Origin of the sequence: Nocardioides sp. TF02-7, assembly GCF_022437945.1 — a bacterium.
Classification (GTDB): Bacteria; Actinomycetota; Actinomycetes; order Propionibacteriales; family Nocardioidaceae; genus Nocardioides.
The window spans coordinates 503,858-530,083 of the sequence record NZ_CP092535.1 but is presented as its reverse complement, the minus strand read 5'-3'; the positions used below and the strand labels follow the sequence as shown (position 1 = coordinate 530,083).

The 26,226-nt window shown below is 75.0% G+C and carries 19 protein-coding genes and 2 pseudogenes; 15 read left to right on the top strand and 6 right to left on the bottom strand.

Annotated features, from left to right (window positions below; translation table 11 throughout):
* The first annotated feature begins 29 nt into the window (after positions 1–29).
* On the top strand, positions 30–1,205 hold the full coding sequence (locus tag MF408_RS02725) for an acyl-CoA dehydrogenase family protein (protein ID WP_240250166.1): 1,176 nt from the start codon (positions 30–32) through the stop codon (positions 1,203–1,205).
* A 6-nt stretch (positions 1,206–1,211) separates the two neighbouring features.
* Here the strand turns inward: MF408_RS02725 and MF408_RS02720 are convergent, their stop codons facing one another.
* Positions 1,212–1,730 carry a hypothetical protein gene (locus tag MF408_RS02720; protein WP_240250165.1) on the bottom strand — a complete coding sequence of 173 codons (519 nt, stop codon included), beginning with the start codon at positions 1,728–1,730 and terminating at the stop codon, positions 1,212–1,214.
* Between the two features lie 716 nt (positions 1,731–2,446).
* On the opposite strand from MF408_RS02720, the gene MF408_RS02715 reads away from it, so the two are divergent.
* A complete protein-coding gene (locus MF408_RS02715; RefSeq protein WP_240250164.1) occupies positions 2,447–3,196 on the top strand; it encodes an ABC transporter ATP-binding protein in 750 nt (249 codons plus the stop codon).
* A gap of 610 nt (positions 3,197–3,806) precedes the next feature.
* On the opposite strand, the gene MF408_RS02710 is transcribed toward MF408_RS02715, so the two are convergent.
* Positions 3,807–4,004: a hypothetical protein gene (locus MF408_RS02710; RefSeq protein ID WP_240250163.1), complete on the bottom strand. Its 198-nt coding sequence runs from the start codon at positions 4,002–4,004 to the stop codon at positions 3,807–3,809.
* 80 nt (positions 4,005–4,084) lie between these two features.
* Here MF408_RS02710 and MF408_RS26540 point away from each other — a divergent pair.
* The 3 genes and pseudogenes from MF408_RS26540 to MF408_RS02695 form a co-directional block, all read left to right on the top strand.
* A pseudogene (locus tag MF408_RS26540) lies at positions 4,085–5,407 on the top strand (histidine kinase); the annotation flags it as partial.
* Between the two features lie 396 nt (positions 5,408–5,803).
* Positions 5,804–6,447, top strand: a pseudogene (locus MF408_RS02700) (response regulator transcription factor).
* Positions 6,448–6,542: 95 nt separating this feature from the next.
* The gene (locus MF408_RS02695) at positions 6,543–7,937 is read left to right on the top strand and encodes a serine hydrolase (RefSeq protein WP_240250162.1); all 1,395 of its coding nucleotides are present in this window, start codon (positions 6,543–6,545) and stop codon (positions 7,935–7,937) included.
* A 204-nt stretch (positions 7,938–8,141) separates the two neighbouring features.
* Here MF408_RS02695 and MF408_RS02690 read toward each other — a convergent pair whose 3' ends face one another.
* Entirely contained in the window at positions 8,142–8,477 is a 336-nt protein-coding gene (locus MF408_RS02690; RefSeq protein ID WP_240252209.1) for a hypothetical protein, read from the bottom strand.
* On the opposite strand from MF408_RS02690, the gene MF408_RS02685 reads away from it, so the two are divergent.
* The 10 genes from MF408_RS02685 (at position 8,431) to MF408_RS02640 (ending at position 23,010) form a co-directional block, all read left to right on the top strand.
* A complete protein-coding gene (locus MF408_RS02685) occupies positions 8,431–9,561 on the top strand; it encodes an ABC transporter substrate-binding protein (RefSeq protein ID WP_240251604.1) in 1,131 nt (376 codons plus the stop codon). The two genes, MF408_RS02690 and MF408_RS02685, sit on opposite strands and share 47 nt — an antisense overlap.
* 250 nt (positions 9,562–9,811) lie before the next feature.
* Positions 9,812–10,612 carry an ABC transporter permease gene (locus MF408_RS02680; protein WP_240251602.1) on the top strand — a complete coding sequence of 267 codons (801 nt, stop codon included), beginning with the start codon at positions 9,812–9,814 and terminating at the stop codon, positions 10,610–10,612.
* 345 nt (positions 10,613–10,957) lie between these two features.
* Positions 10,958–12,577 carry a dipeptide/oligopeptide/nickel ABC transporter permease/ATP-binding protein gene (locus tag MF408_RS02675; RefSeq protein WP_240250161.1) on the top strand — a complete coding sequence of 540 codons (1,620 nt, stop codon included), beginning with the start codon at positions 10,958–10,960 and terminating at the stop codon, positions 12,575–12,577.
* 85 nt (positions 12,578–12,662) lie between these two features.
* A complete protein-coding gene (locus tag MF408_RS02670; protein ID WP_240251600.1) occupies positions 12,663–13,460 on the top strand; it encodes an ATP-binding cassette domain-containing protein in 798 nt (265 codons plus the stop codon).
* Between the two features lie 1,193 nt (positions 13,461–14,653).
* The gene (locus tag MF408_RS02665) at positions 14,654–16,504 is read left to right on the top strand and encodes a prolyl oligopeptidase family serine peptidase (RefSeq protein WP_240251598.1); all 1,851 of its coding nucleotides are present in this window, start codon (positions 14,654–14,656) and stop codon (positions 16,502–16,504) included.
* Between the two features lie 190 nt (positions 16,505–16,694).
* A complete protein-coding gene (locus MF408_RS02660) occupies positions 16,695–17,816 on the top strand; it encodes a M20/M25/M40 family metallo-hydrolase (RefSeq protein ID WP_240250160.1) in 1,122 nt (373 codons plus the stop codon).
* Positions 17,813–18,634, top strand: coding sequence for a GNAT family N-acetyltransferase (locus MF408_RS02655; RefSeq protein ID WP_240250159.1), 822 nt, complete (start codon positions 17,813–17,815; stop codon positions 18,632–18,634). Before MF408_RS02660 ends, MF408_RS02655 begins: the two co-directional genes overlap by 4 nt.
* Positions 18,631–21,411 carry an o-succinylbenzoate synthase gene (menC, locus tag MF408_RS02650; protein ID WP_240250158.1) on the top strand — a complete coding sequence of 927 codons (2,781 nt, stop codon included), beginning with the start codon at positions 18,631–18,633 and terminating at the stop codon, positions 21,409–21,411. The genes MF408_RS02655 and menC overlap by 4 nt, the downstream gene beginning before the upstream one ends.
* Positions 21,412–21,632: 221 nt before the next feature.
* Positions 21,633–22,265 carry a class E sortase gene (locus MF408_RS02645; protein ID WP_240250157.1) on the top strand — a complete coding sequence of 211 codons (633 nt, stop codon included), beginning with the start codon at positions 21,633–21,635 and terminating at the stop codon, positions 22,263–22,265.
* A 118-nt stretch (positions 22,266–22,383) separates the two neighbouring features.
* Entirely contained in the window at positions 22,384–23,010 is a 627-nt protein-coding gene (locus MF408_RS02640; protein WP_240250156.1) for an LPXTG cell wall anchor domain-containing protein, read from the top strand.
* A 206-nt stretch (positions 23,011–23,216) separates the two neighbouring features.
* Here the strand turns inward: MF408_RS02640 and MF408_RS02635 are convergent, their stop codons facing one another.
* The 3 genes from MF408_RS02635 to MF408_RS02625 form a co-directional block, all read right to left on the bottom strand.
* A complete protein-coding gene (locus MF408_RS02635) occupies positions 23,217–24,083 on the bottom strand; it encodes a crotonase/enoyl-CoA hydratase family protein (protein ID WP_240250155.1) in 867 nt (288 codons plus the stop codon).
* The gene (locus MF408_RS02630; protein ID WP_240250154.1) at positions 24,080–25,279 is read right to left on the bottom strand and encodes an LCP family protein; all 1,200 of its coding nucleotides are present in this window, start codon (positions 25,277–25,279) and stop codon (positions 24,080–24,082) included. Before MF408_RS02630 ends, MF408_RS02635 begins: the two co-directional genes overlap by 4 nt.
* A gap of 95 nt (positions 25,280–25,374) precedes the next feature.
* Complete coding sequence (locus MF408_RS02625) at positions 25,375–25,980, bottom strand: LysR substrate-binding domain-containing protein (protein WP_240250153.1); 606 nt, start codon at positions 25,978–25,980, stop codon at positions 25,375–25,377.
* Positions 25,981–26,226: the final 246 nt, after the last annotated feature.

Below are 26,226 nucleotides of genomic sequence, written 5' to 3'. Positions count from 1 at the left end.
AGAACGTAGGACTACCTAGGATTCTTCCCGTGACCAACCCCGACTTCCCCTACTACGGCCTCTCCGAGGAGCACCGGGCGATCCGCGAGGCGGTCCGCGACATCTGCGACGCGAAGGTCGCGCCGCACGCCGCCGCCGTCGACGAGGAGTCCCGCTACCCCCAGGAGGCCGCCGACGCGCTGCTCGCGGCGGACTTCCACGCACCCCACGTGCCGGAGGAGTACGGCGGCGCGGGGGCCGACGCGCTCGCCACGGTGATCGTGATCGAGGAGGTCGCGCGCGCCGACATGGCGGCGTCGCTGATCCCGGCGGTCAACAAGCTGGGGTCGCTGCCGGTGCAGATCGGCGGCTCGGAGGAGCTGAAGGCGACGTACCTCGGGGCGCTCGCGCGCGGCGAGGGCGGCTTCTCCTACTGCCTGTCCGAGCCCGACGCCGGCTCCGACGCCGCGAACCAGAAGACCCGCGCGGTGCGCGACGGCGACCACTACGTCCTCAACGGCGTGAAGCGGTGGATCACCAACGCCGGGGTCTCCGAGTATTACACGGTGCTGGCCACCACCGACCCGGAGAAGCGCTCGCGGGGCATCTCGGCGTTCGTCGTCGAGAAGTCCGACGAGGGCGTCTCGTTCGGCGCCCCGGAGAAGAAGCTCGGCATCAAGGGCTCCCCGACCCGCGAGGTCTACCTCGACAACGTCCGGATCCCCGCCGACCGCCTCATCGGCGAGGAGGGGAAGGGCTTCGAGTACGCGATGAGGACCCTCGACCACACCCGGATCACCATCGCCGCCCAGGCCGTCGGCGTCGCCCAGGGCGCCCTCGACTACGCGCTCGGCTACGCCAAGGAGCGCCAGCAGTTCGGCCGCCCGATCGCCGACAACCAGGGCCTGCAGTTCCTGCTCGCCGACATGGGCATGAAGGTCGAGGCCGCCCGCCAGATGACCTACGCCGCCGCCGGCCGCTCCGAGCGCGGCGACGACGACCTGACCTTCTTCGGCGCCGCCGCGGAGTGCTTCGCCTCCGACGTCGCGATGGAGGTCACCACCAACGCCGTCCAGGTGCTCGGCGGCTACGGCTACACCCGCGACTACCCGGTCGAGCGGATGATGCGCGACGCCAAGATCACCCAGATCTACGAGGGCACCAACCAGGTGCAGCGGATCGTGATCGCCCGGCAGCTGCTCAACGGGGTGCAGAGCGAGCTGTAGCCGCTCTCAGCGTGCTCGGATGTCGGCGTACAACGACTCCAGCACCGGCCACAGGGAGCCCGGCCGGCTTCGCGGGACGGCGTCGGTGGCGTAGTACCACCAGAAGTAGCCGCCGATGAACCGACGGCCCACGGCCTGCCGCAGCCGGTCGTGCATCCCGAGGTAGCGGCGGGCGATCCGTTCCTTCTCGGCGAACGTCGGGTCGCGGGGGAGTCCGTCGGCGCGTCCCTGCGCGCCGACCTCTCCGATCCCGACCAGCGCCCGCGGGAAGATGCGCTGCAGCGACCGCAGGGTCGCGGCGATCTGGGCGGCCGTGGGCCGGGCCCGGGGCGAGCATGCCGTCTCGTAGAAGCTGAGGGAGAACGACGTCCAGCCCGAGCCGCACGCGCCGGGGCATGCTCCGGGCGAAGGGCAGCGTGGCCTCCCAACCGTGGGCGTAGCAGTCGCGACTCGGCGTGCTCCCGCTCGACGACGTCGTAGGCCGCCGCGACCTTGGCGTTGATGGCCCGTGGCCGGCCCAGCCACTCGCCGTTCAGCTCGTTCCCGATCTCGTAGAAGTCCAGCTTCCGCCCGAAGCGGCGGACGAACGCGCGGGTCCGCTCCCGGTACTGCCGCAGCGTCGTGCGACGGACCGCGGTCGAGTCCAGGACCTGCCCCATCAGGTCCGCGTCGTCGGCCAGCCGCCGGACGGCGCGCGCGTAGTGCCCGGGACCCGTCCCGTGCTGGAACACGATCCGTGCCGTCGGCCGGCGACGGTGCCCGGCGAGCGCCCGCTCGATCGCGACGAGTCGCTCCACGGACTCGAGCGTGACCCCCCGCAACGGCCGCGGTGCCTGCTCCCGCCCGGTCGCCGCCACCGCCGTCCGCACCGGGTCCGCGTCACTGCTCCGCGCCGGTGCGCCAGGCCGCCGAGGCCGACGCAGGCCAAGAGCAACGCGACGGCGACCCTGCGGGTCGTGGGTGCCGTCATACGGATCGTGGGCGATCGCCCTCGGGGCGCATGACGTCCGCAGCTGGCGCTGGGCGGAAGCGCAGAGGCACGGGTTGTGCGGTTGATCGCGGTCACCCGGTGACGGGGATCCACCGCGCAGGCCCATGAGGCGCGTCCGAGCGTGCCGGCCCTCGAAGAAGAGAGGGTAGGGGAAACCCCACCCCCGAAGAGCGACTCAGCCCCATCGCCGCGGGGCGCAGGCGTTCCTAGCGTCGGAGGCATCCGATCCGACCTCACCAGGAGCGTCTTCATGGAGAGCACCACCAGCGCCCTCGAGGTGCAGGGGCTGACCCGCACCTACGGCACCGATGCCACGACCGTCACCGCGCTCGACGGCGTCGACCTCGCCTTCCGGCGGGGCACCTTCACCGCGGTGATGGGCCCGTCCGGGTCGGGGAAGTCCACCCTCCTGTCCTGTGCCGCCGGCCTCGACCGCCCGACCGGCGGCCGGGTGCTCGTCGACGGGCAGGACGTCACCGACTGGGACGAGGGGCGCCGTTCCCGGCTCCGCCGGGAGCGGATCGGGTTCGTGTTCCAGGGCTTCCACCTGATGCCCTACCTCACCGCCGAGCAGAACGTCGCGCTCCCGCTGCGTCTGGCCGGCCGGCGGGTCGACCGGGCGCGGGTCCGGGGCCTGCTGGAGCTGGTCGGCCTGGGGGACCGGGGCCACCACCTCCCCGGCAGCCTCTCGGGCGGGCAGCAGCAGCGGGTGGCGATCGCGCGGGCGCTGGTGAGCGAGCCGGCGGTGGTGCTGGCCGACGAGCCGACCGGGGCGCTCGACTCGGCGACCGCGCGCCAGGTGCTGGCGCTGCTGCGCACCAGCGTCACCGACCTCGGGCAGACGGTCGTGATGGTGACGCACGACCCGGTGGCGGCGGCGTACGCCGACGAGGTGCTGTTCCTCGTCGACGGCCGGGTGGCGGGGCGGATGCCCGACCCGACGGCGGACGCGGTCGCCGGCCAGATGGCGCACCTCGACGAGCTGGTGGTGGCGCGATGACCGGGCTCGCCTGGCGCAGCCTGCGCCACCGGCCGCTCGCCGCGACGGCGACCTTCCTCGCCGCGCTCCTCGGCACCGTCCTGATCGGATCGTTCGCCACGCTCGCGGAGACCGCCGGCGGCGCCTCGGGGGCTGACGCGGACACGCTCTTCACCATGGGAGTGGTGGTCGGCGCCTGGGGGTCGGTGATCGTGCTGTTCTCGGTCGTCTCGACCGTGGGCATCACCGCGAACCAACGCGATGGTGAGGTCGCGCTGCTCCGCACCGTCGGCGCCACGCCGCGGCAGGCACGCCGGCTCGTGGTCCGCGAGGCGGTCGCCGTCGCGGGTGTCGGAGTCGCCCTCGGCGCCCTGGTCGCCTCGGTCACCGGCCGGATGCTCTTCGCCCTGCTGCGGTCCGGCGGTCTGGTCACCGACCGCACCGCGTACGACGCCGGCCCGGCGTCCGTCGCCGCGGCAGCGTCGCTGGTGCTGGTCGTGTCGGCGCTCGCAGCCACCGTCGCCGCCCACAGGGCGACGCGCGGGCCGGCCGGGCTGCTGGTGCGGGAGAGCGCCGCGGCGACCGGCCGCATGCGGTGGTGGCGGGTCGCGGTCGCCGTGCTCCTCGTCGGCTACGGCGTGGCGATGGCCGTGGTGACGGTGACGGTGACCGCCGACGACCCGGATCCGTACGCGGCGATGGCGACCAGCGGGTCCAGCTCGATCCTGGTCGGCGTGGGCCTCGCGGTGCTGGCTCCGGTGCTGCTGCGGTGGGCGCCGACCCGTGTGGTGGCGGGCAGGTCGGCCAGCGGCCACCTGGCGGCGTTCAACGCCTCCCCGGCGGGCCCACCTGCTCTCCGGGGTCCTCGCACCGGTGGTGGTGCTGACGTCCGCCGCGGTCGGGACGCTGATGCTGGTCAGCATCGACGGTCGGACGCTGCCGGCGGGCACGCCGGACAGCGGCATGCTCACGCTGCTCAACAACGTGGTCGTGGGGATGATCTCGCTGTTCGCGGCGATCATGGTGGTCAACGCCTTCGTCGCGACGACCGCCCACCGGAAGGCCGAGCTGCGGAGGCTGTGGCTACTCGGCGCGACGCCGACACAGGTGCAGCGGTCGGTCGTCGCCGAGGCCGGGATCGTCGCCGTGGTCGGCGTCGTGGTCGGGACGCTCGCCTCGCTCGCGACGGTGGTGCCGTTCGCGGTGGCGCGCGACGAGGGCGTCGTCCCGGACGGTCAGCTCTGGATCCCGCCGGTCGTCGTCGCCTGCGTCGTGCTCCTCACCCTCGCCGCCGGCAGGGGCGGTCGCCGGAACGGTCCGCGACCTGGGCGGGGCGGGGCGGCGCGTGGTGGCCGGGGCCGGCCGGTGACAGACTTCGCCCCGATGGACGTGCTGGCGCCGATCAGGGAAGTGCGGCCGCTCCCGGTCACGAGAGCCGGCCTGACGGAGCGGTTGCGGCTGACGCTCGTCTCGGCGGCGTACGCGTCGACCTTCGTCGGCGCGGTTCCGCTGGCCGTCCTCACCGTCCTGAGCATCCCGTTGACGCTCGTGGCCGGCTCGGGACTGATCCTCGCGCTGGGCGTCGTCCCGGCCACCGCGCTGCTGGCCCGGGGCAGCCGCCGGATCAGCGGCGCGCTCCTCGACGAGGTGATCGAGCCCGGCTACGCGGAGACCGCGGACGTCCCCGTGCTGGGCCGTCCGCTGCGCTGGTTGCGCGACCCGGCCCGCTGGCGCGACGTCGGCTGGTTGTTCTTCGCCGCCACCGGCGGGTTCGTGATGGCGGCGCTGCCGGTGCTCCTGCTCGTGGCACCGGTCGTCCACCTGGTGGGGCTGGTCGTCGACACCAGCTGGTGGTGGCTCCTGCTGGTGGCCATCGACGGACCGGTCCTGCTCGCGTGGTGGTCGGCCACTCCCGCCCTGGTCCGGGCCCGGGCGCTGGCCGAGCGCGGCATCCTCGGCCACGGCCGGGTGACCCGGCTCGAGCAGCGGGTGGAGCAGGTCGAGGAGTCGCGCCGGGGGACGCTCGACCACAACGCCGCGGAGGTACGCCGGATCGAGCGCGACCTGCACGACGGTGCGCAGGCGCGGATCGCATCGGTGGGGATGAGCGTCGGCCTGGCGGAGAAGCTGGTCCGCAGCGACCCGGACGCGGCGGCCGCGCTGCTGCGGGAGGCGCGCGAGACCACGATGGACGCGCTCGACGACCTGCGCAGCGTGGTGCGGGGCATCCACCCGCCGGTGCTGGCCGACCGCGGCCTGGCGGGGGGCGGTCGAGGCGCTCGCGGTCGCGCTGCCGGTGCCGGTCACCGTGGCGATGTCGGTGCCGCGGCTGCCCGCGCCGGTCGAGTCGGCGGCGTACTTCGCGGTGGCGGAGTGCCTGGCCAACACCGCCAAGCACGCCGCGGCGGGTCGCGCCTGGGTCACCGGCAGCCACGACGGCCACCGGCTGCGGATCACGGTCGGCGACGACGGCCGTGGCGGCGCCGACCGCGGCGGGTCGGGACTGACCGGGGTCGCCGAGCGGCTCGACGCGTTCGACGGCGACCTCGTCGTCAAGAGCCCGCCCGGAGCGGGCACCGTCGTGCGGATCGAGGTGCCGTGCCCGACGACGTGACCGGTCCGCCGCGGCTGCGGGCGGTCCTCGCGGAGGACCAGGCGCTGCTGCGCGTCGGGCTCACCCGGATCCTCGACTCCGGCGGGATCGACGTGGTCGAGGCGGTCGACAACGCGCCCTCGCTGGTCCGGGCCCTCGGACGCGACGACATCGACATCGCCGTCGTCGACGTCCGGCTCCCCGCCGACGCAGACGACCGAGGGGCTCGAGGCGGCGACCGCTGCCCGCCGGGAGCGACGGGGCCTGCCGGTCCTCGTGCTGAGCCAGTGGGTCGAGCCGATCTATGCCCGCGACCTGCTCGCCGGGGGCGAGGGCGCGGTCGGCTACTTGCTCAAGGACCGGGTCTCCGACGTCGACGCGTTCCTGGCCGCGGTGCGCCAGGTGGCGGACGGCGGCACCGTGCTCGACCCCGAGGTCGTGGCCACGCTGGTGTCTGCCCGCAGCCGACCGCTCGACCGGCTCACGGACCGAGAGCGGGAGGTGCTGACGCTGATGGCGGAGGGGCGGTCCAACGCCGCCATCGCCGCCCGGCTCGTCGTGACCGACAAGGCCGTCGACAAGCACACCAGCAACATCTTCGCCAAGCTCGACCTGCCGCCCGCCCCCCGACGACAACCGGCGCGTGCTCGCGGTGCTCGCCTGGCTGGACGGGCGCTAGCGGGCCCGCGCCTTGTCGGGATGCACCAACGGGTGGGGCGTCGTTCGTGTGATCCGACGAGGCGCCTCGAGCCGGTGTGTTCCTAGTCTCGCCCCATGCAGCCGTCGGAGGTCGCCACCTGGCTCGGGAGCGAGCTCGGCCGCGTGGTCGCGGCGCGAGGGGTCCCGGGCGCCGCAGCGGCCGTGCTGGTGGGCGACGAGGTCGTCGACGCGGCGGCCGGGGTGCTCAGCACCGGCACCGGCGTCGCGGCGACCGCCGACTCGGTCTTCCAGGTCGGGTCGATCACCAAGCTCTGGACCGCGACGCTGGTGATGCAGCTGGTGGAGGAGGGGCTCCTCGACCTGGACGCACCGGTGCGCGACCACCTGCCCGGTTTCCGCACCTCCGACCCGGTCGCCACCGAGCGGATCACGGCCCGCCAGCTGCTCTGCCACACCGCGGGGTTCGAGGGCGACGTCTTCACCGACACCGGGCGCGGCGACGACGCCGTCGAGAAGTACGTCGCGGCGATCGCCGGCACGCCGCAGCTCGTGCCGCCGGGCGAGGTGTTCTCCTACAACAATGCCGGCTACGTCGTCCTCGGCCGCCTGGTGGAGGTGCTCCGCGGCCGGCCGTTCGACGCCGTCCTGACCGAGCGGCTGGTCGAGCCGCTCGGGCTCACCCACGTCGCACCCAGCCCCTACGAGGCGATCCTCCACCGCGCCGCGGTCGGTCACGTCGGCGAGCGACCCGACGGCACCCCGGAGCCCGCACGGCAGTGGGCATTGGTCCGCTCCAACGCCCCGGCCGGGTCGATGCTGGCGATGCGGGCCCGCGACCTGCTCGGCTTCGTCCGCCTCCACCTCGCCGGTGGGCGCGCCCCGGACGGGACCCAGGTCCTCGGCGCCGCGGCGGTGGCCGCCATGCAGGAGCGCCAGACCGCCGTCCCCGACGTCGGGACGATGGGGAGCGCCTGGGGTCTCGGCTGGTCGATCACCGAGACCGACGGCGGCACCGTCGTCGAGCACGACGGCGGCACGATCGGCCAGGCGGCGTTCCTCCGCGTCGTCCCCGAGCACGGCGTCGCCGTCGCGCTGCTGACCAACGGCGGCGACGTCCTCGGCTCCTACGAGGACGTCGTGGTCCACCTGGTCCGCGAGCTCACCGGCATCACCCTCCCCGCGCGGCCGGAGCCGCCGGCCGACCCACTCCCCGTCGCCGACCCGGCGCGCTACACCGGCCGGTACGCCGACGCCGTCCACGACGTCGAGGTCCGGGAGGAGTCCGACGGGACGCTGTGGCTCGAGCAGACGCCCAAGGGCATCCTCGCCGAGATCGGCGAACCACCCTTCCGCACGGGGCTGGTGCCCCTGCGCGGCGACTCCCTGATCGCGCTCGAGCAGAGCCACGGCATGCACCCGGTCTACGCGTTCCTCGGCGACGACGGCTCCGGCCGCGCGGCCTACCTGCACCACGGGCGCGCCGTCGCCCGGACCGACGACCCGTCCTGACCACCAGCCCACCGGAGGAAGAGGAGTCCCATGGGATCGAAGAACACGAGGGTGGTGGCAGCGCTCGCGCTGTCGCTGACGGGCGTCGGCCTGGCCGCGTGCGGCGGCGACGGGTCGTCGTCGGGTGGCGGTGGCGGTGAGTACGTCGACGGCGCCACGTTCACGCTCGCGATCACCAACGACCCCGGAGCGCTGGATCCGCAGTCATCGGTGAGCAGTGCCCACTTCCAGCTGTCGCAGTTCGCCTACGACGGCCTGGTCGGCATCGACGGGGAGGGCCGGATCGTCTCCCAGCTCGCGTCGTCGTGGGAGCTCGACGGCACCACGGCGACGATGGAGATCCAGGACGGCATCACCTGCTCGGACGGCTCGGAATTCACGGCGGAGACCGCGGCGGCCAACCTCGCCTACGTCGGCGACCCGAAGAACCAGAGCCCGTTCCTCGGCGTCTTCCTGCCGGTGGGGGGCCGAGGCGACGGCCGACGGCTCGACACTGACGCTCGAGCTGGCCTCGCCGGCGCCGTTCCTCTTCGAGAGCATCGCCAACCTGCCGATGGTCTGCCAGCCGGGGCTCGACGACCGCGACAGCCTCGCCGAGGGCACTGCGGGGACCGGGCCGTTCGTCCTGGAGGAGGCAGCACCCGGCGAGAACTACACCTACCAGGTCCGGGAGGGCTACTCGTGGGGGCCCGACGGCGCCTCCACCGACGAGACCGGGACGCCGGAGACGATCCAGGTGCGGGTGATCCCCAACGAGACCACGTCGGCCAACGAGCTCGTGGCGGGCACCGTCAACGCCGCCCAGGTCGTCGGCTCCGACACCGACCGGCTCCAGTCCGCCGGGCTGTTCGCGGTCGAGACACCCGCGATCATCGGGGAGCAGTGGCACAACCACGCCGCGGGCCGGCCGACCAGCGATCCCGTGGTCCGCACGGCGCTCACCCAGGCGGTCGACCTGTCCGAGCTGCAGCAGGTCGTGACCGCAGGCAACGGCGCGGAGCCCGACCAGCTCGCCGTGCTGCCGCCCACCGGCTGCCCCGGCGGCTCGATCGACGCGCTTCCCGACCACGACCCCGAGGGCGCCGCGGCGGCGCTCGACGACGCCGGCTGGACCGTCGGCGACGACGGCGTGCGCACCAAGGACGGCGAGCAGCTGCGGGTCAGGTTCATCCACGACGCCACCCTCGGCCCCGGCGGCCGCGCCGCCGCGGAGATCGCCGAGGAGGCCTGGGTCGCGCTGGGCGTCGAGGTCGAGGCCGCCGAGCTGCCGCAGGCGCAGATGTCGGAGATCCTCTTCGGCAGCGGCGACTGGGACGTCGCCTGGGAGCCGGTCAACGTGAGCACGCCCGAACAGCTGGTGCCGTTCCTCTCCGGGCCGGGCATCGCCGACGGCGGCACGAACTTCGCGGCCATCGACAACGCCGACTACAGCGCAGCGGTCGAGACGGCCACGGGCAAGGTCGGCGCCGAGGGGTGTGACGACTGGATGGCCGCCGAGGAGGCCCTCTTCGCCTCGGCCGACGTGGTGCCGTTCGCCAGCAACCTGGTGCGGACCTTCGGCAACGGCGCCGAGTTCGAGGTCACCGGGAGCCTGGTGCCGACCAGCATCCGGATGCTGGGCTGACCGGGCCCGACCAGGACAGACCAGGACAGACCAGGCTGATCATGACCACCGTCCCCGCAACCGTCCCGGCGCCGGGCCGCACCCCGTGGCAGGCGGTCCGGGGGCAACCGCTGGGTGCGGTTCGCCGTCCGGCGGACCGGCCGGCTGCTGGTGTCGCTGTGGGTCCTGGTGACCGCGTCGTTCCTGATGATCCACCTGGTCCCCGGCGACCCGGTGCGGGCCCTCGCTCGGACCGACGGCACCCGCCGACCTGGTCGCTGCGCGCCGCACCGAGCTCGGGCTCGACGACCCGCTGTGGCGGCAGTACGTCGAGTTCGTGCAGGGCCTGCTCACCGGCGACCTCGGGACCTCGTTCAGCCTCCGGCTGCCGGTGAGCGACGTGATCGGTCAGCGGCTGCCGGCGACCGCGTCGCTCGCCGTCGCCGCGTTCGTGGTCGCGCTCGCGATCGCCGTACCGCTCGGGGCGGCGGTCGCCGCCGCCACCCGACGCGGTCGCCGGCGCGGTCTCGAGCTCGGCTTCGCCGGCACCAGCGTGGTCGCCGGCACCATCCCCGACTTCCTCCTCGGTGTGGGCCTGGTGTCGGTGTTCGCCGTCGGGCTCGGGTGGTTCCCCGTGGCCGGCCGGTTCGGGCCGGAGTCCTACGTCCTGCCCGTCCTCGCGCTCGCGACCGGCCCGGCCGCGGTGCTCGCGCGGATCGTGAGGGTGGAGATGCTCGCGGTGCTCGATGCCGACTTCGTCCGCACCGCCCGCGCGAAGCGGTTGTCCGCGCCGCGGATCTACCTGGTGCACGCTCTTCCCAACGCGCTCACCGCCAGCCTCACGCTGGGCGGGCTGATGCTCACCTCGCTCGTGGCGGGCACCGTCCTGGTCGAGAACGTCTTCGCCTGGACCGGTCTCGGCAGCACGATCGTCCAGTCGATCCTGCTCAAGGACTATCCGCTCGTGCAGGGCACCGTGCTCGTCTACGGCGTCGCCGTGCTGCTGGTCAACACGGCGGTGGACGTGATCCTCGCGCTGATCGACCCGCGGTCGACGATCGGGGAGTCGTGATGACGCGGATCGGGCTCCCTCGCACGCCGACCGCCGTCGTCGCGGCCGTGCTGATGATCCTCGTGCTCGGCCTGGCGGTGGTGGGGCCGCTGCTGTGGGCGGACGACGCCGCCGCCCGCGACACCGGCAACATCCTCGCCGAGTCGTCGGGGGAGCACTGGTTCGGCACCGACAACGCCGGCCGCGACATCTTCCTGCGGGTGCTGGTCGCCACCCGGCTGTCGGTGGCCCTCGCGCTGCTCGCGACGGCGATCGCCGTGGTGCTCGGGCTGCTGCTCGGCGCGGCGCCGCTGCTCCTCGGCGGCACCGCGGGGCCGCCTCGTGGTGGCGGCGGTCAACATCGCCGTGGCGTTCCCGGCTCTGCTGCTGGTGCTGTTCTTCGCGGTCGTCTTCGGCGTCGGCGCCACGGGTGCGGTGCTCGCGGTCGGCGTCGCGGGCGCCCCGATGTTCGGCCGGCTCTGCCAGACGCTCGTGGCCGGCGTCGCCGGGCGCGACTTCGTGCTCGCCGCCCGGATCGCCGGCGTCGGCCGGTTCCGCATCCTGCTGCGCCACGTGCTGCCCAACATCGCGGAGCCGCTCGTCGTCAACGCGACGATCGGTGCGGGCGGCGCGCTGCTCACGTTCGCCGGCCTCTCGTTCCTCGGGCTCGGCGTCCAGGACCGGTCCTCCTACGACTGGGGCCGGCTGATGCAGGACGGCCTCGGCCGCATCTACGTCGACCCGCTGGCCGCACTCGGCCCGGGCATCGCCGTGGTCCTCGCCGGGCTGGCGTTCAACCTGAGCGGCGAGGCCGTGGCCCGCCGGTTCGGCGTGCCGTCCGACCTGGTGCTCGGTCCGGCGCACCGGCTGGCCCGGCGTCGCCCCGCGACCGCTCCTGCCGGGGTCGAGCAGCCGGCTCCCGGGCGTGAGCCCGGTGTCGTGCTGGACTTGCGGGACCTGCACGTCGGCTTCCCCGGGTCGCAGCCCGTGCGGGGTGTCAGCCTGCGCGTGCGCGAGCGGGAGGCGGTCGGCATCGTCGGTGAGTCCGGGTCGGGCAAGTCGCTCACCGCCCTGGCCGTCGCCGGCCTCGTCGAGCCTCCCGGCACCGTGGAGGCGGAGCGGGTCGAGCTCCTCGGCACCGATGTCCGCGGCCGGTCGGCGGCCACCGACCGACTGCTCGGCACGTCGCTCGCGCTGGTCTTCCAGGACCCGATGACCTCGTTCAACCCGGTGCACCGGATGGGCTCGCAGCTCGCCGAGGTCTCCCGCCGTCACCACGGGCTGGGCCGGCGGGCCGCCGCGGCGCGTGCGGTCGACCGGCTGCGGGCCGTGCGGATCGGCGACCCCGAGCGCCGCGCGCGGCAGTACCCGTTCGAGTTCTCCGGCGGCATGCGGCAGCGCGCGATGATCGGCATGGGCCTGATGGGGTCGCCCGCCCTCATCGTCGCCGACGAGCCCACCACCGCGCTCGACGTCACTGTCCAGCAGCAGGTGCTGTCGCTGCTGCAGGAGGTCCGCGAGCGCGAGGGCGCCGCGCTCGTCCTGATCAGCCACGACGTGACCGTGGTCGCGGAGGTGTGCGAGCGCGTGGTCGTGATGTACGGCGGCCGGGTGGTCGAGGAGCTGCCGGCGACCGAGCTCCACGACGGTGCCCGGCACCCCTACACCCGGGCGCTCGTCGCCGCCGTGCCCGACATGGAGACCGACGTCGAGCAGCCGCTGGCGACGATCCCCGGGCGTCCGGTCGACCCACGGACGGTCACGACCGGTTGCGCGTACGCCGCCCGGTGCCCGCTGGCCGACGGCCGGTGCCGCACCGAGGAGCCCGCGCTCGACCACGCCGGCTCGGACCACCGGGTGGCGTGCTGGCACGCGGGCGAGGCGCTGCTGCCCGTGCCGCAGGTGCCCGCGCCCGCGACGGCGGCCGCGGCCGACCCCGTCGCGACCGACCCGGTCGCGACCGGACCGGCGGAGGTGCGCCGGTGAGCGCGCTGGTGTTCGACGACGTGACCGTGCGCTACGGGCACCGCACGGTGGTCGACGGGGTCAGCCTCACCGTCCCGTCGGGGAGATCGTCGGCCTCGTCGGAGAGTCCGGGTCGGGCAAGTCGACGCTGGCGCGCGCGGCCGCCGGCCTGGTGCAGCCGACCCGGGGCACGATCACCGTGGGCGGACGGCCGCTGCCCCGGCGCGGGCGCCGGCCGCTGCAGATGGTGTTCCAGGACCCTGCCTCCTCCCTCGACCCGCGGATGACCGTGGGGGAGAGCATCGCCGAGGTGGTCCCCGGCCGGCCGCCGCGCGCCGAGCGGAGGGCCGAGATCGCACGGCTGCTCGAGCTGGTGCACCTCGACCCCGCCCGGGCCGACGACCGGCCCGCCCAGCTGTCCGGCGGCCAGCGCCAACGGGTGGCGCTGGCCCGGGCGCTCGCGGCCCGCCCCGACGTGGTGATCGCCGACGAGATCACCTCCGCCCTCGACGTCTCCGTGCAGGGGGCGATGCTCAACCTCGTCCGCGAGATGCAGCGGGAGCTGGGTCTCTCGATGCTCTTCATCTCCCACAACCTCGCGGTCGTGCGCTACGTCGCCGGCCACGTCGCGGTCCTCCACGACGGCCGGGTCGTCGAGCAGGGTCCGACCGCCGAGGTCCTCGGGAACCCCCGTGACTCCTACACCCAGGAGCTGCTCGACGCCGTCCCCGGCCGGCGCCGCGCCCCCCGCGCCCACCACCCGGCAACCCACAAGGAGCCCCCAGTGACCCGCAGCCTGAGCATCGACGACCTCGCCGACATCGCCGTCCCCTCCCAGCCGGCGCTCTCACCCGACGGGGAGCCGGTTGGTCTACGTGCTCCGCGAGCACGACCTCGAGCGTGACGCCGCCGTCACCGCGCTCTGGGCCGTCGACCGGGGCGGCGAGCCGCGCCGGCTCACCCACGGGACGGCGGACGACTCGCCCGCGTGGGCGCCCGACGGCAGCGGCGTCGCGTTCCTCCGCGAGGGCCAGCTGTGGTTGCTGCCGACCGCCGGCGGCGAGCCGCGGCAGCTCACGTCGCTGCCGCTCGGCGCCGGCCCGGCGGTGTGGAGCCCGGACTCCTCGGCGATCGCGTTCACCGCGGGGGTCGACGCCCTCGCGCAGCCGGACGAGGACGAGGACGCCCGCCGCCGGCGCCAGGAGGCGCCGATCGTCGCCGAGGCGCTCGACTACCAGGCCGACGGGGCCGGGTACCTGCGCACCGTGGTCTCCCAGGTCCACGTCGTCGACGTCGCGACCGGCGCCGTGCGCCAGGTCACCGACCTCCCCGTGCACGCGCAGAACCCCTCCTGGTCGCCGGACGGCGCCCGGCTGGTGTTCACCGCGCGGCCGGACGGCACCACCGAGCTCGACCTCCGCAACGCGGTGCACGTCGTCGCCGCGCACGACCCGAAGGCGTCGCCGCGGCTGGTGGCGCTCGCCGACGGCTTCGCGGCCTCGGCCTCCTACACCCCCGACGGGGAGCGGCTCCTCGTCACCGGCTGGCCCGGCGACCTCCGCGGCCACGCGCACCTGCTGTCGATCGAGATCGGGACCGGCGCGGTCACCGACATCGCCGGCGGCCTCGACCGCAACGTGATGCCCGGCGCGCCGGCGTACCCGGGTGCCCTGCCGCAGGTCACGCCCGACGGCAAGTCCGTGCTGTTCTGCGTCCGCGACCGCGGGTGCACCCACCTCTGGTCGGTGCCGCTCGAGGGTGGCGAGCCGCGGGCCGTGCTCGGCGGCGCGGGCAACGTGGTCAGCGGCCTCACCGTGGCCGGGCCGACCGCGGCGGTCGCCCTCACCACGGCGACCTCGTTCGGCGAGATCGTCGAGGTCGACCTCGGCACCGGCGAGCAGACGGTCGTCACCGCCCACGGCGCGGCGCTGGCGGAGGTGGAGCTCTTCGAGCGGCTGCCGCGCGAGTTCACCATCAGCGACGGCACGGTCGTCGAGGCGTGGCTCATGCGGGCGGCGGGGGACGACCGGTCCGGGCCCGCTGCTCGTCGACATCCACGGCGGACCCCACAACGCCTGGAACGCCGCCGCGGACGAGATGCACCTCTACCACCACGAGCTGGTCCGCCGGGGGTGGACGGTGCTGCTGGTCAACCCGCGTGGCTCCGACGGCTACGGCGAGGCGTTCTACGACGCCGTCCGCGGCGCGTGGGGCGAGGCCGACGCCCGGGACTTCCTCGAGCCGGTCGACGCGCTGGTCGCCGAGGGCATCGCAGACCCGGACCGGCTGGCGGTGACCGGCTACAGCTACGGCGGCTACATGACCTGCTACCTGACCGCCCACGACGACCGGTTCGCCGCGGCGGTGCCCGGCGGGGTGGTGTCCGACCTCAGCAGCATCGGTGGCAGCAGCGACGACGCGCACCTCCTCAACGCCCTCGAGCTGGAGCTCTACCCGTGGCGCGACCGGGACCGGCTGGCGCGGCTGTCGCCGTACTCCGGCGTCGACCGGGTGACGACCCCGACCCTCGTGCTCCACGGCGCCGACGACCGCACCTGCCCGGTCGGCCAGGCACAGCAGTGGCACCACGCGCTGCGCGAGCGCGGCGTGCCGACCCGGATGGTGCTCTACCCGGGGGCGAGCCACGTCTTCATCCTCGCCGGCCGGCCGTCGCACCGCCTGGACTACTACCGGCGGGTGGTCGAGTGGGTCGAGCAGCACGCCGGCGACGCGACCGGCTCCCGGCCGGCACGGATCGACGGCGGCCACTGGTCGCGCCGGCTGGCCGCGCTGGCGCGGAGGCACCAGGTGCCCGGGGCCCAGCTCGGCATCCTGCGCCTCGGGAGCGGCGGCGGGGACGACGAGGTCGTCCGCGCGGCGACCGGTGTCCTCAACGCCGCCACGGGACAGCAGGCGACCGAGGACTCGGTGTGGCAGATCGGCTCGATCTCCAAGGTGTGGACCGCGACGGTCGTGATGATGCTCGTCGACGAGGGGAAGATCGCACTGGACACGCCCGTCGGCGAGATCATCCCCGAGCTGCGCCTGTCCGCCCCGGGCCTCACCGAGCAGGTCACCGTGTGGCACCTGCTCACCCACACCAGCGGCATCGACGGCGACATCTTCACCGACACCGGCCGCGGCGACGACTGCCTCGAGAAGTACGTCGGCGAGCTCGCCGACGCCGCGCAGAACCACCCGATCGGCGCCACCTGGTCCTACTGCAACTCGGGGTTCTCGCTGCTGGGCCGGGTGATCGAGAAGGTCACGGGCACCACGTGGGACGAGGCGATGAGGGGAGCGGCTCTTCACGCCGCTGGGGCTCCGGCGCACGGGCACCCTGCCGGAGGAGGCGATGCTCCACGCGTTCGCGACCGGGCACGTCACCGGCCTGCCCGAGCCCCAGGTCGCGCCGGTCTGGGGGGCTGCCGCGCTCGGCCGGCCCCGCGGGCCTCATCAACGCCGACGCCGCCGACGTGCTCGCGTTCGCCCGGCTCCACCTGTCGGGCGGCGTCGCGGCCGACGGCACCCGGCTGCTCTCGGAGGAGAGCGCCCGGAGGATGGCCGAGTGGCAGGTGGACTGCCCGGAGAAGTACCTGCTCGGCGACTCCTGGGGCCTCGGCTGGATCCGCTTCGACTGGCACGGGCACCTGCTCTACGGCCACGACGGCAACACGATCGGCCAGGCGGCCTTCCTGCGCGTGCTGCCCGAGGCCGGGCTCGCGGTCGTGCTCCTCACCAACGGGGGCAACACCCGGGACCTCTACGAGGACCTCTACCGCGAGATCTTCGAGGAGCTCGCCGACGTGCGGATCCAGGACCCGCTCGTGCTGCCGGAGGAGCCGGTGGACGTCGACGTCACGCCCTACCTCGGCACCTACGAGCGTGCGTCGGTCCGGATGGAGGTGCTGCTCGAGGACGAGCGGCCCGTGCTGCGGACGACGCTGATGGGGCCGCTCGCCGAGCTCGAGCCCGAGCCGGTCGAGACCTACCCGATGTCGCCGGTGTCGCCGGGCGTGTTCGCGGTCCGTCCCCCCGGCATGGAGACCTGGGCGCCGGTGACGTTCTACGCGCTCCCGACGGGGGAGGAGTACGTCCACTTCGGGGCGCGGGCGACGCCGAGGAAGCCGGCCGACGGATGAGCGCGGCGGCGATGCTCGAGGACCTCCGGGTGCTGGTGGAGTGCGAGTCGCCGTCGGCCGACCGGGCCGCGGTGGCCCGCTCGGCCGAGGTGCTGGCGCGGCTCGGGACCGAGCGGCTCGGCGTCGAGCCGGAGCTGCTGGTGGTGGACGGGTGGACCCACCTGCGTTGGCGGCTCGGCCCGCAGCACAGCGGGCGCCGGGTCCTGCTCCTCGGCCACCACGACACCGTGTGGCCGCTCGGCACCCTCGAGCGGATCCCGTTCTCCGTCGTCGACGGCGTCGTCCGGGGACCCGGGTGCTTCGACATGCTCGCCGGCCTGGTGATGACGTTCCACGCGCTCGCCGACCTGCCCGACCGGGAGGGCGTGACCCTGCTCGTGACCGGTGACGAGGAGCTCGGGTCCCCGACCTCCCGGGCGCTCGTCGAGACCGAGGCTGCGGGTGCCCGGGCCGCGCTGGTGCTGGAGGCCTCGGCCGACGGCGGCCTGCTCAAGACCGAGCGCAAGGGCGTGTCGCTCTACGAGGTGGGCGTGACCGGCCGGGCGGCCCACGCCGGCCTCGAGCCGGAGCGGGGGGTCAACGCGGCGGTCGAGGTCGCCCACCAGGTGCTCGCCGTGGCGGCCCTGGCCGACGCCGCCGCGGGCACGACCGTCACTCCCACCGTGGTGTCGGCCGGCACGACGACCAACACGGTCGCCGCCGCGGCGCGGCTGATGGTCGACGTCCGCGTGCGGACGGTGGCCGAGCAGGACCGGGTCGACGCCGCCCTGCGGTCGCTGCGGCCGGTGCTCCCCGGTGCGGGGGTGACCGTGACGGGCGGCCCGAACCGGCCGCCGCTCGAGGCCGCGGCCTCGGCCGGCCTGCTGGCGCGGGCGGTGGGGATCGCCGAGCGGCTCGGCCTCCCCCCGGTCGCGGGCACCGCGGTCGGCGGAGCCTCCGACGGCAACTTCACGGCCGGTGTCGGCACGCCGACGCTCGACGGCCTCGGCGCCGTCGGCGGAGGCGCACACGCCGAGGACGAGCACGTGCTGGCCGACCGGCTCTGCGACCGCACCCGGCTGGTGCGCGAGCTGCTGGCGGAGCTCCTCGCGGACCAGCCCCTCGAGGCGGCGTCGTGACCAGCATCGGCACCCCGACCCCCGAGTCCGGGTCGGTCGCGGCGGAGGCGACGCGGCAGGCGGAGCGCGCCGCGGCCTCCGCGAGCGTCGTCGTCCGTGCGCCGCGCGACACCGCGGAGGTGCGGGCGGTGTGCGACCTGCTCGTCGAGATCTGGGGGCGGCCGGGGAACCCGCCGGTCACGCCGGAGCTGCTGCGGGCCTTCGGCAAGACCGACAACTACGTCAGCGGCGCCTTCGCGGGCGACCGGCTGGTGGGCGCCTGCGTCGGGTTCCACGCGGGTCCGCCGCGTCGGACGCTGCACAGCCACATCGCCGGCGTCGCCCCTGGCTTGGTCGGCCGCAGCGTGGGCTTCGCGTTGAAGGTGCACCAGCGCGCCTGGGCGCTCGCCCGCGGCGTCGAGGCGGTCGAGTGGACCTTCGACCCCCTCGTCTCCCGCAACGCCTACTTCAACGTGGTCAAGCTGGCCGCCCGCCCGATGGAGTACCTCACCGACTTCTACGGTGCGATGGGCGACGCGATCAACGCCGGTGACCAGACCGACCGGCTGCTGGTGCGCTGGCTGCTCGACGCCCCGGTCGTCGCCGCCGCCTGCTCGGGGGTGCCGCCGGAGCCCCCGCCCCGCGCCGGAGCACCGGGGGTGGTCCGGGTCGCCGTGCCCGACGACATCGAGTCGATGCGTGCGACCGACCCCGTGCAGGCGCGGCGGTGGCGGGCGCGGGTCCGCGACGAGCTCGCGCCGCTGCTGGCGGCCGGTGGCCGGATCGTCGGGTTCGAGAGGACGGCGGGCTACGTCGTCCGGACGGGAGGTGGGTCGTGAAGGTCCGGGGCGTGGAGCTGCGACGGGTGGCGATGCCGCTGGTCGCGCCGTTCCGCACGTCGTTCGGCACCCAGACCGAGCGCGACATCCTGCTGCTGCGGGTCGAGACCGACGAGGCGGAGGGCTGGGGGGAGTGCGTCGCCATGGCCGACCCGCTCTACTCCTCCGAGCACGTCGAGGGTGCGGCCGACGTGCTGCGCCGGTTCCTGCTGCCCGCCCTCGCCGCCGACGCCGGTGCGGCGGCGCTGGACCGGCACGGCGCCCCGGCGGTCGCGCAGGTCCTGCACCCGGTCAAGGGACACCGGATGGCGAAGGCCGCCGTCGAGATGGCGTTCCTCGACGCCGAGCTGCGAGCGGCCGGCCGCTCGTTCGCGCGGGAGCTCGGGGCGGTGGCCGACCGGGTGCCCAGCGGCGTCTCGGTCGGCATCCTCGGGAGCGTGCCCGAGCTGCTCGACGTCGTCGGCGGCTACCTCGACGCCGGCTACGTCAGGATCAAGCTCAAGATCGAGCCCGGGTGGGACGTGGAGCCGGTGCGCGCGGTGCGCGAGCGGTTCGGCGACGACGTGCTGCTGCAGGTCGACGCCAACACCGCCTACACGCTCCGCGACGCCCGCCACCTGGCGCGGCTCGACCCGTTCGACCTGCTCCTCATCGAGCAGCCGCTGGAGGAGGACGACGTCGTCGGCCATGCGGACCTCGCCCGGTTGATCCGCACCCCGGTCTGCCTCGACGAGTCCGTGGTGTCCGCGCAGAGCGCCGCGGCGGCGATCCGGCTCGGCGCCTGCCAGGTGATCAACATCAAGCCCGGCCGGGTCGGCGGCTACCTCGAGGCCCGGCGGATCCACGACCTCGCGCAGGCGCACGGCGTACCCGTCTGGTGCGGCGGCATGGTCGAGACCGGCCTCGGCCGGGCGGCCAACGTCGCGCTCGCGGCGCTGCCGGGGTTCACGCTGCCCGGCGACGTCTCCGGCTCCGACCGGTTCTACCGGGACGACGTCACCGAGCCGTTCGTGGTCCGCGACGGCCACCTGCCGGTCCCGGACGGCCCCGGCCTCGGGGTCGCCCCCGCTGCCGGACCGGCTCGCGGAGGTCACGACGTCGACCGAGTGGATCTCGTTCTGACCGGGCTGCTGCCGCCCTATCCTCGCGGGGTGACCGAGCGACCCCGCGCCAGCCTCGGCCGCGTCCTGGACGACCTCGGCCACACCCTGCTCGAGCTGGTGCGCGGCGACGTCGACCACCCCGCGGAGATCGGCGGCGTCGTGATCCACGACCCCGACGACGAGCCGGTCCTCCCGCCGGGGGCACTGGTCCTGGGCGTCGGGGTCGGGGGCGCGGACCTGGTGCCGCTGGTCACCGAGCTGGGGCGGCGCGGTGCCGTCGGCCTCGTGGTGCGCGCCCCCGTGCCTGCGGGCGAGGACCTCGCGGCCGCCGTCGACGAGGCGGGGATCGCGCTCCTCGGACTGCGGCGCGGGGCGACGTGGACCCAGCTCACCGCGCTGCTCCGGTCGCTGCTCGCCGAGGACGACCTGCCCGCCACCGACGAGGAGACGCTGGGCGGCCTGCCCTCCGGAGACCTGTTCGCGGTGGCCAACGCCGTCGCCGCGCTGCTCGACGCCCCGGTGACCATCGAGGACCGCAGCTCGCGGGTGCTCGCCTTCTCGGGGCGGCAGGACGAGGCCGACGAGTCCCGCGTCGAGACGGTCATCGGCCGCCAGGTGCCCGAGCGCTACGCGCGGATGCTGACCGAGCGCGGCGTGTTCAGCGACCTCTACCGGTTCGATCGGCCGGTGGTCGTGGACCCGGAGGAGATCGGCTACGACGGCCTGCGCACGCAACGGATCGCGATCGCCGTCCGTGCCGGCGACGAGGTCCTCGGCTCCGTCTGGGCGGCGATGGACGGCCCGGTCACCGAGGAGTGGACCGCCGCGCTGCGGGACGCCGCCAAGCTGGTCGCGGTGCACATGCTCCGCGCCCGGGCCGGGGCGGACGTGCGCCGCCGGCTGCGCACCGACCTGGTGGCGACGGTGCTCGAGGGTGGGGCGGGCGCCCAGGCGGCGCTCGGCCGGCTCGGCCTCGCCGGCCGGTGCCTGGTGCTGGTGGCGGCCGCCCTCCCGCACGCACCGCACGAGGCCGCCGACGAGCAGCGGGCGGCCGAGTGGCAGCGGCTGGCCGACGCCTTCGGCGTGCACCTGGCGGCGGCGGACCCGGCCGCCGCGGTGGGGCTGGTCGGCGACGCCGCCTACGCCCTGTTCCCGTTCCCGCCGACGGTCGCCGACGCGGAGGAGCGGGCCGCCCGGCTCGCCGAGGACTTCTGCGACCGGCTCGGCACCGGGCTCCGTGCGGTCGTGGCCGTCGGCCCGGCCGCCCGCGACGTCTCCGGCGTGGTGGCGGCCCGGGCCACCGTCGACCGGGTGCTCCGGGTGCTGCGGAACGGGCTCAGCAGCAGGCGGGTGGCAAGCCTGGCCGACGTGCAGACCTCGTCGCTGCTGCTCGAGCTGCGCGACCTGGCCTCGGCGCGGGGCGACCGGCCGGTCGGGCCGATCAGCAGGCTGATCGCCTACGACGAGCAGACCGGCGGCAACCTGGTCGAGACCTTGGAGGTGTGGCTCGACAGCTTCGGCGACGTCGCCGCGGCCGCGGCCGCCCTCTACGTCCACCCCAACACGCTCCGCTACCGGCTGCGCCGGGTCGGCGAGGTCGCGGGGCTCGACCTCGCCGACCCGGAGGCGCGGTTCGCGGCGATGCTCCAGCTGAGGGTCATCGCGCCGCGCTGACCCGCGCGCGACGGGGCGTGACCGGTCCCGGGGTCCCGCGTTGAGAGACTGAGCGCACGACCAGGGGAGGCGACATCAGCACCACCGAGGAGTCCGGCTCCGCGGCGACCGGTCCAGCAGGCACCGGTCCCGCCGGGACCGGCACGGGGGAGGACCGCGGCGACGGGCCGCGGCAGCGCGTCCGGCGCAGCCGGCCGGCCGCCCGGAAGCGGGCGAACCCGATGCTGGTCGTGGGCTGCGGCCTCGTCGTCGGCGGGCTGGTCGTCCTCGGGTGGCTCGCCTGGCAGTTCTGGGGCACCAACTGGCTGGCCGAGCGGCACCAGCAGGAGGTCAGCACCGAGCTCGAGGCCGGGTGGGCCGAGGGCCAGGACGCCGTGCGCACCGACTTCGGCCGCGCGACCGCCATCCTCCGCGTGCCCCGGTGGGGCGACGACTACGCCGTGCCGGTCCTCGAGGGGTCGTCCGACGACGTCCTGTCCTCCGGCATCGGCCACATGGAGGACACGGCCGACGCCGGGCAGGCGGGCAACTACGTGCTCGCCGGCCACCGGGTGACCAACGGCGAGCCGTTCGCCGACTTCCCCGAGCTCCGCGAGGGCGACCTGGTCCACGTCGAGACCCGGACGGCGACCTACACCTACGTCCTCGACCTCGACGGCACCGAGCTCGAGGTGCCGTTCACCGACGACTGGGTCCTCGCCGACCGTCCCCGCCACCCCGACGGCGGCCCCGAGCCGCCGCGGGGCACCGGGAAGCGGCTGATCACCCTCGTCACCTGCTCGGAGATCTTCCACACCGACGACCGGTCGGTGGTCTTCGGGCACCTGGTGCGGACCACCCCGATCGAGCGCTGACCCTCCGCCCACGGGCGGCCGCTCCGCCCGCGCCGCGGTGGTCTGGACCAGTGGCGGGCCGGCTGAGTGACTTCTCGCGGACTCGCACGTTGTACGTCCGACTGAACAGGGGGTCCGCATGGGGACTATGAGGTCGGCCGTCGTCTCGGGCGCCGTCGTGGTGGCGCTCGTCCTGCTCGGAGCTTGGGGTGCGCCCGCGGCGAGCGCGGCTGCGCCCGACCCCTACAACCCGAGCGTCTCCACCGAGTGCGGCGTGACCGTGCCGACCCGGGTGTCGTCCGGTGCGCGGCTCGCCATCAGCCTCCGCGTGACGGCCAACAGCGGCGCCGACTGCGTCGGTGACGTCCGCGTCCAGGTCCGCGGCGCCGACGACGGCGCGCTGCGGTCCAGCGCCGCGGTGCTGTGGTCGCGCACCGTCCGCTACGAGGGCGAGCCCCTTCGGCTCCGCGGCCCGGCGCTGCCCGACGGGCGCTACGTCGTGACCTCCCAGTTCAACCCCGACGACGCGTCGTTCGCCGACTGCGACGGCCGTGCCGTCGTCACCGTCGGCGGGCAGCTGCCCGACGACGACCCCGAGGGTCCCGGCGGCAGCGACGACAACGACGAGAACGCCCCGGCCGGCGGCTTCCTGCCCGACACCGGCGGCCCGGACCTGCTCTGGCTGCTCCTCGGCATCGGCATGGTCGGCACCGGTGCCGTGGTCGTCGCCCGCTCCCGGCGCCGCGAGCCCGCCGCGGTCGCCTGAGCCCGACACCGAGCCCGAGCATGCCTTCGCTGCGCTGCCCCTGCGACGTGACGCTCCGGGGGGCCGACGACGACGAGCTGGTCGCGAAGGTGCAGGAGCACCTCGCCGCCGAGCACCCCGGACGGGAGTACTCGCGCGAAGAGATCCTCCTCCTGAGCACCTGAGGCCGGGCCAACTGAGGGGCCATCTGTGGCCGGGGCGGCCACTCAGAACACCCGCGGCAGCTCCGACGCCCGGCCGCTGAACTCCGGCGGGCGCTTCTCGAGGAAGGCGCGCACGCCCTCCTTGCCGTCGGCGATCGAGGTGTAGAACATCGCGAGGGAGTCCGACAGGTGCGCCTCCAGCGGGTCGGCCGCGGCGCTGTTGCGGTAGAGGAGCTGCTTGGCCAGGCCGAGGGCGACGGGGGAGCGGCCGACCACCCAGGAGCGGGCGAGGTCGAGCGCCGCGGGCAGCAGCTCGTCGGGCTCGTGCACGCTGCGCAGCAGCCGCCCGGCCAGCGCCTGCTCGGCGTCGAGCACGTCGGCAGAGTAGACCCACTCGAGGGCCTGCTGGATGCCGACGATCCGCGGCAGGAACCACGACGAGCACGCCTCCGGGACGATCCCGAGCCGGCCGAACACGAACCCGATCCGGGCGGCGGTCGACGCCATCCGCACGTCCATGGCGAGCGTCATGGTCGCTCCGATGCCGACGGCCGGGCCGTTGACGGCGGCGACGACCGGCTTCGGCAGCGCGTGGATCGCGAGCGTCACCCGGCCGCCGGTGTCGCGGACGCCGTCGGCGTACGGCGCCTCGTCGTACCGCTGCCGGAAGTCCTCCGGCGTCGGGGCGAGGGACTCGTCGAGCCCGAAGACGTTGCCGTCGGCCGAGAGGTCCATCCCCGCGCAGAACGCGCGGCCGGCTCCGGTGACCACCACGGCGCGGACGTCGTCGGAGCGGGCGTCGGTGAGGAACACCTGCTCCAGCTCGCGCGCCATCGTGAGGTCGAACGCGTTGAGCGCGTCGGGCCGGTCGAGCGTCAGCACGGCGACGCCGTCGTCGCCGACCGCCCAGTCGAGGGTCTCGTAGGTCACCGCGCCACCCCCGCGGGTGTGCACTGCCGGCGGGTGATGTCGTCGGTGCGGTCCTCGATGATCGCGTCGAACAGCGGCCGGCCGCGCTCCTCGTCGAGGGTCGTGGCCGACCCGTCGGTGACCGGCATCGTGCAGGTGAGGCCGTCGTCGCCGCCGACCTTGGTCATCGCGTAGGCCCAGCGGGCGACCGCCGTCGGTCCGGTGCCCTCGCCGAAGGCGAAGAAGTCGGGGACGGCGTTGTTGAGCCGCCACCAGCGCAGCGGGTTGACCACCGACCACGGCGAGAGCACCGCGTCGCCGATCGCCGCGACGACCTCGCGCTGGCGACCGACCCGGTCGAGGTCGCCGAGACCGCCCTTGCGGGTGCGCGCGTAGGCCAGGGCGACCTCGCCGTCGGCCTCCTGGCAGCCCTCCTCGACGTCGAGCCCGGCCTTGGGGTCCTCGATCGCGTCCTCGGGGCAGATCTCGATGCCGCCCACGGCGTCGACCACGCCGGCGACGCCGCCGAGACCGATCTCGACGTACTCGTCGATCCGGATGCCGGTCTCGCGCTCCAGCGCCGCGACCAGCCCGGTCGGGTCGCCGGGGTCGTAGTAGCCGTTGATCTTGCTCCCGTCGATCGTCCAGTCGCGGGGAAGGAGAGCAGCACGTCCGGGCCGGCGCCGGTATGCAGCATCATGATCGTGTCGGCCAGGGTGCTGCTCGGGTTGCCGGTGTTGAACCGCCGGCGCTCCTCCTCGGTCAGCCCGGCGCGCGAGTCGCTGCCGACCATGAGGTACGTCGTGCCGGGCTGGTCGCCCGGCCGGTCGCCGTCGGGCTCGAAGGCGATCTTGTCGACGCGGCTCCAGGTGACCAGCGGAACGGCGACGACGTAGACGAGCCACAGCACCAGGAGCGCGACCACGACCTTGACCCACAGGCCGGGGCGCCGCCAGCGCCGGCCGCGCGACCGGCCGCGCGGCGGAGCGGTGGGGCCGGCGGGTGGTGCCGCCGGCGGGGGAGCCGGACGTGCCGGCCCGGCGCCGGGTCGCGGCTGCTGGGGCAGCAGCATCGTCGGCTCCGGCCGGTCGTCCGGCCCGGGGTGGTGCGGCGGGCGTGCGGGCGGCGGACCACCGGGTGGCACGGACTTCCCCGCCCTGCTTGCCGTAGAGCCAGTCGAAGTCGGGACCCTGGTCCCCTCCTGGGCGGTCTGCCATGGTCCCCGACGCTACCGGCAGGGCCAGGTCGTCGCTGCTGCGGCTCGCGTGGCGCGGTGTTCGCGGACCAGGCTCGAGGACCGGGCTCGCCGGCCTCAGCCGACGGCCGACACCTCCGCCAGCACCTCCGCGACCGCGCCGACGGCGGCGGGCAGCGGCGGCGCGCCGTACGTCGTGACCTGGACCCGCCGGCTCGCGCCCGGCACCGGGTGCCGGGCCACGTCGGGGTGCTGGTGGGCCCGCAGCGCGAGGCCCGGCAGCACGGTGACCCCGAGGCCTCCGGCGACGAGCGCCTGCACGGCGACGTAGTCGTCGCTGGCGAACGCGATCCGCGGCGTGAATCCGGCGCGGGCGCAGAGCGCCAGCAGCTCGCGGCGGCAGCGCTCGCAGCCGGTCACCCAGCGGGCGTCGGCGAACCGGGCCAGGTCGGCACTCGCGCCGCCGAGGTCGAGGTCGCGGGGACCGACGAGGAACAGCGGGTCCTCGCGGACCGGCGTCGACGTCAGGCCCTCCGGCTCGGCCTGGTCGGGGTAGCCGAACGTCAGCGCCACGTCGACCGCGCCCGAGCGGAGCAGCGCGGCCGCCTCGGGCGGCTCGGCCTCGGCGAGGTCGAGCGTGAGCCCGGGGTGGCGCTCGGCCAGCAGCGCGATGGCGGCGGGGACGAGCGTCGCCGCCGCGGACGGGAACGCCGCGAGCCGCACCCGGCCCGAGCGGAGCCCGGTCGACGCGGCGAGCTCGCTCTCCGCCCGCGCGAGCAGCGCGAGGACCTCCTCGCCCCGGCGGGCGAGCCGCTCCCCCGTCCGGCGTCAGCCGCACGCCGCGGCCCACCCGCTGCAGCAGCACGCTGCCGGTCTCGGCCTCCAGCCGGCGCAGGTGGTGGGAGAGCGTCGGCTGGCCGTAGTGCAGCTGGGCCGCGGCGGCGGACACGGTGCCCGCGCGGCGGAGCG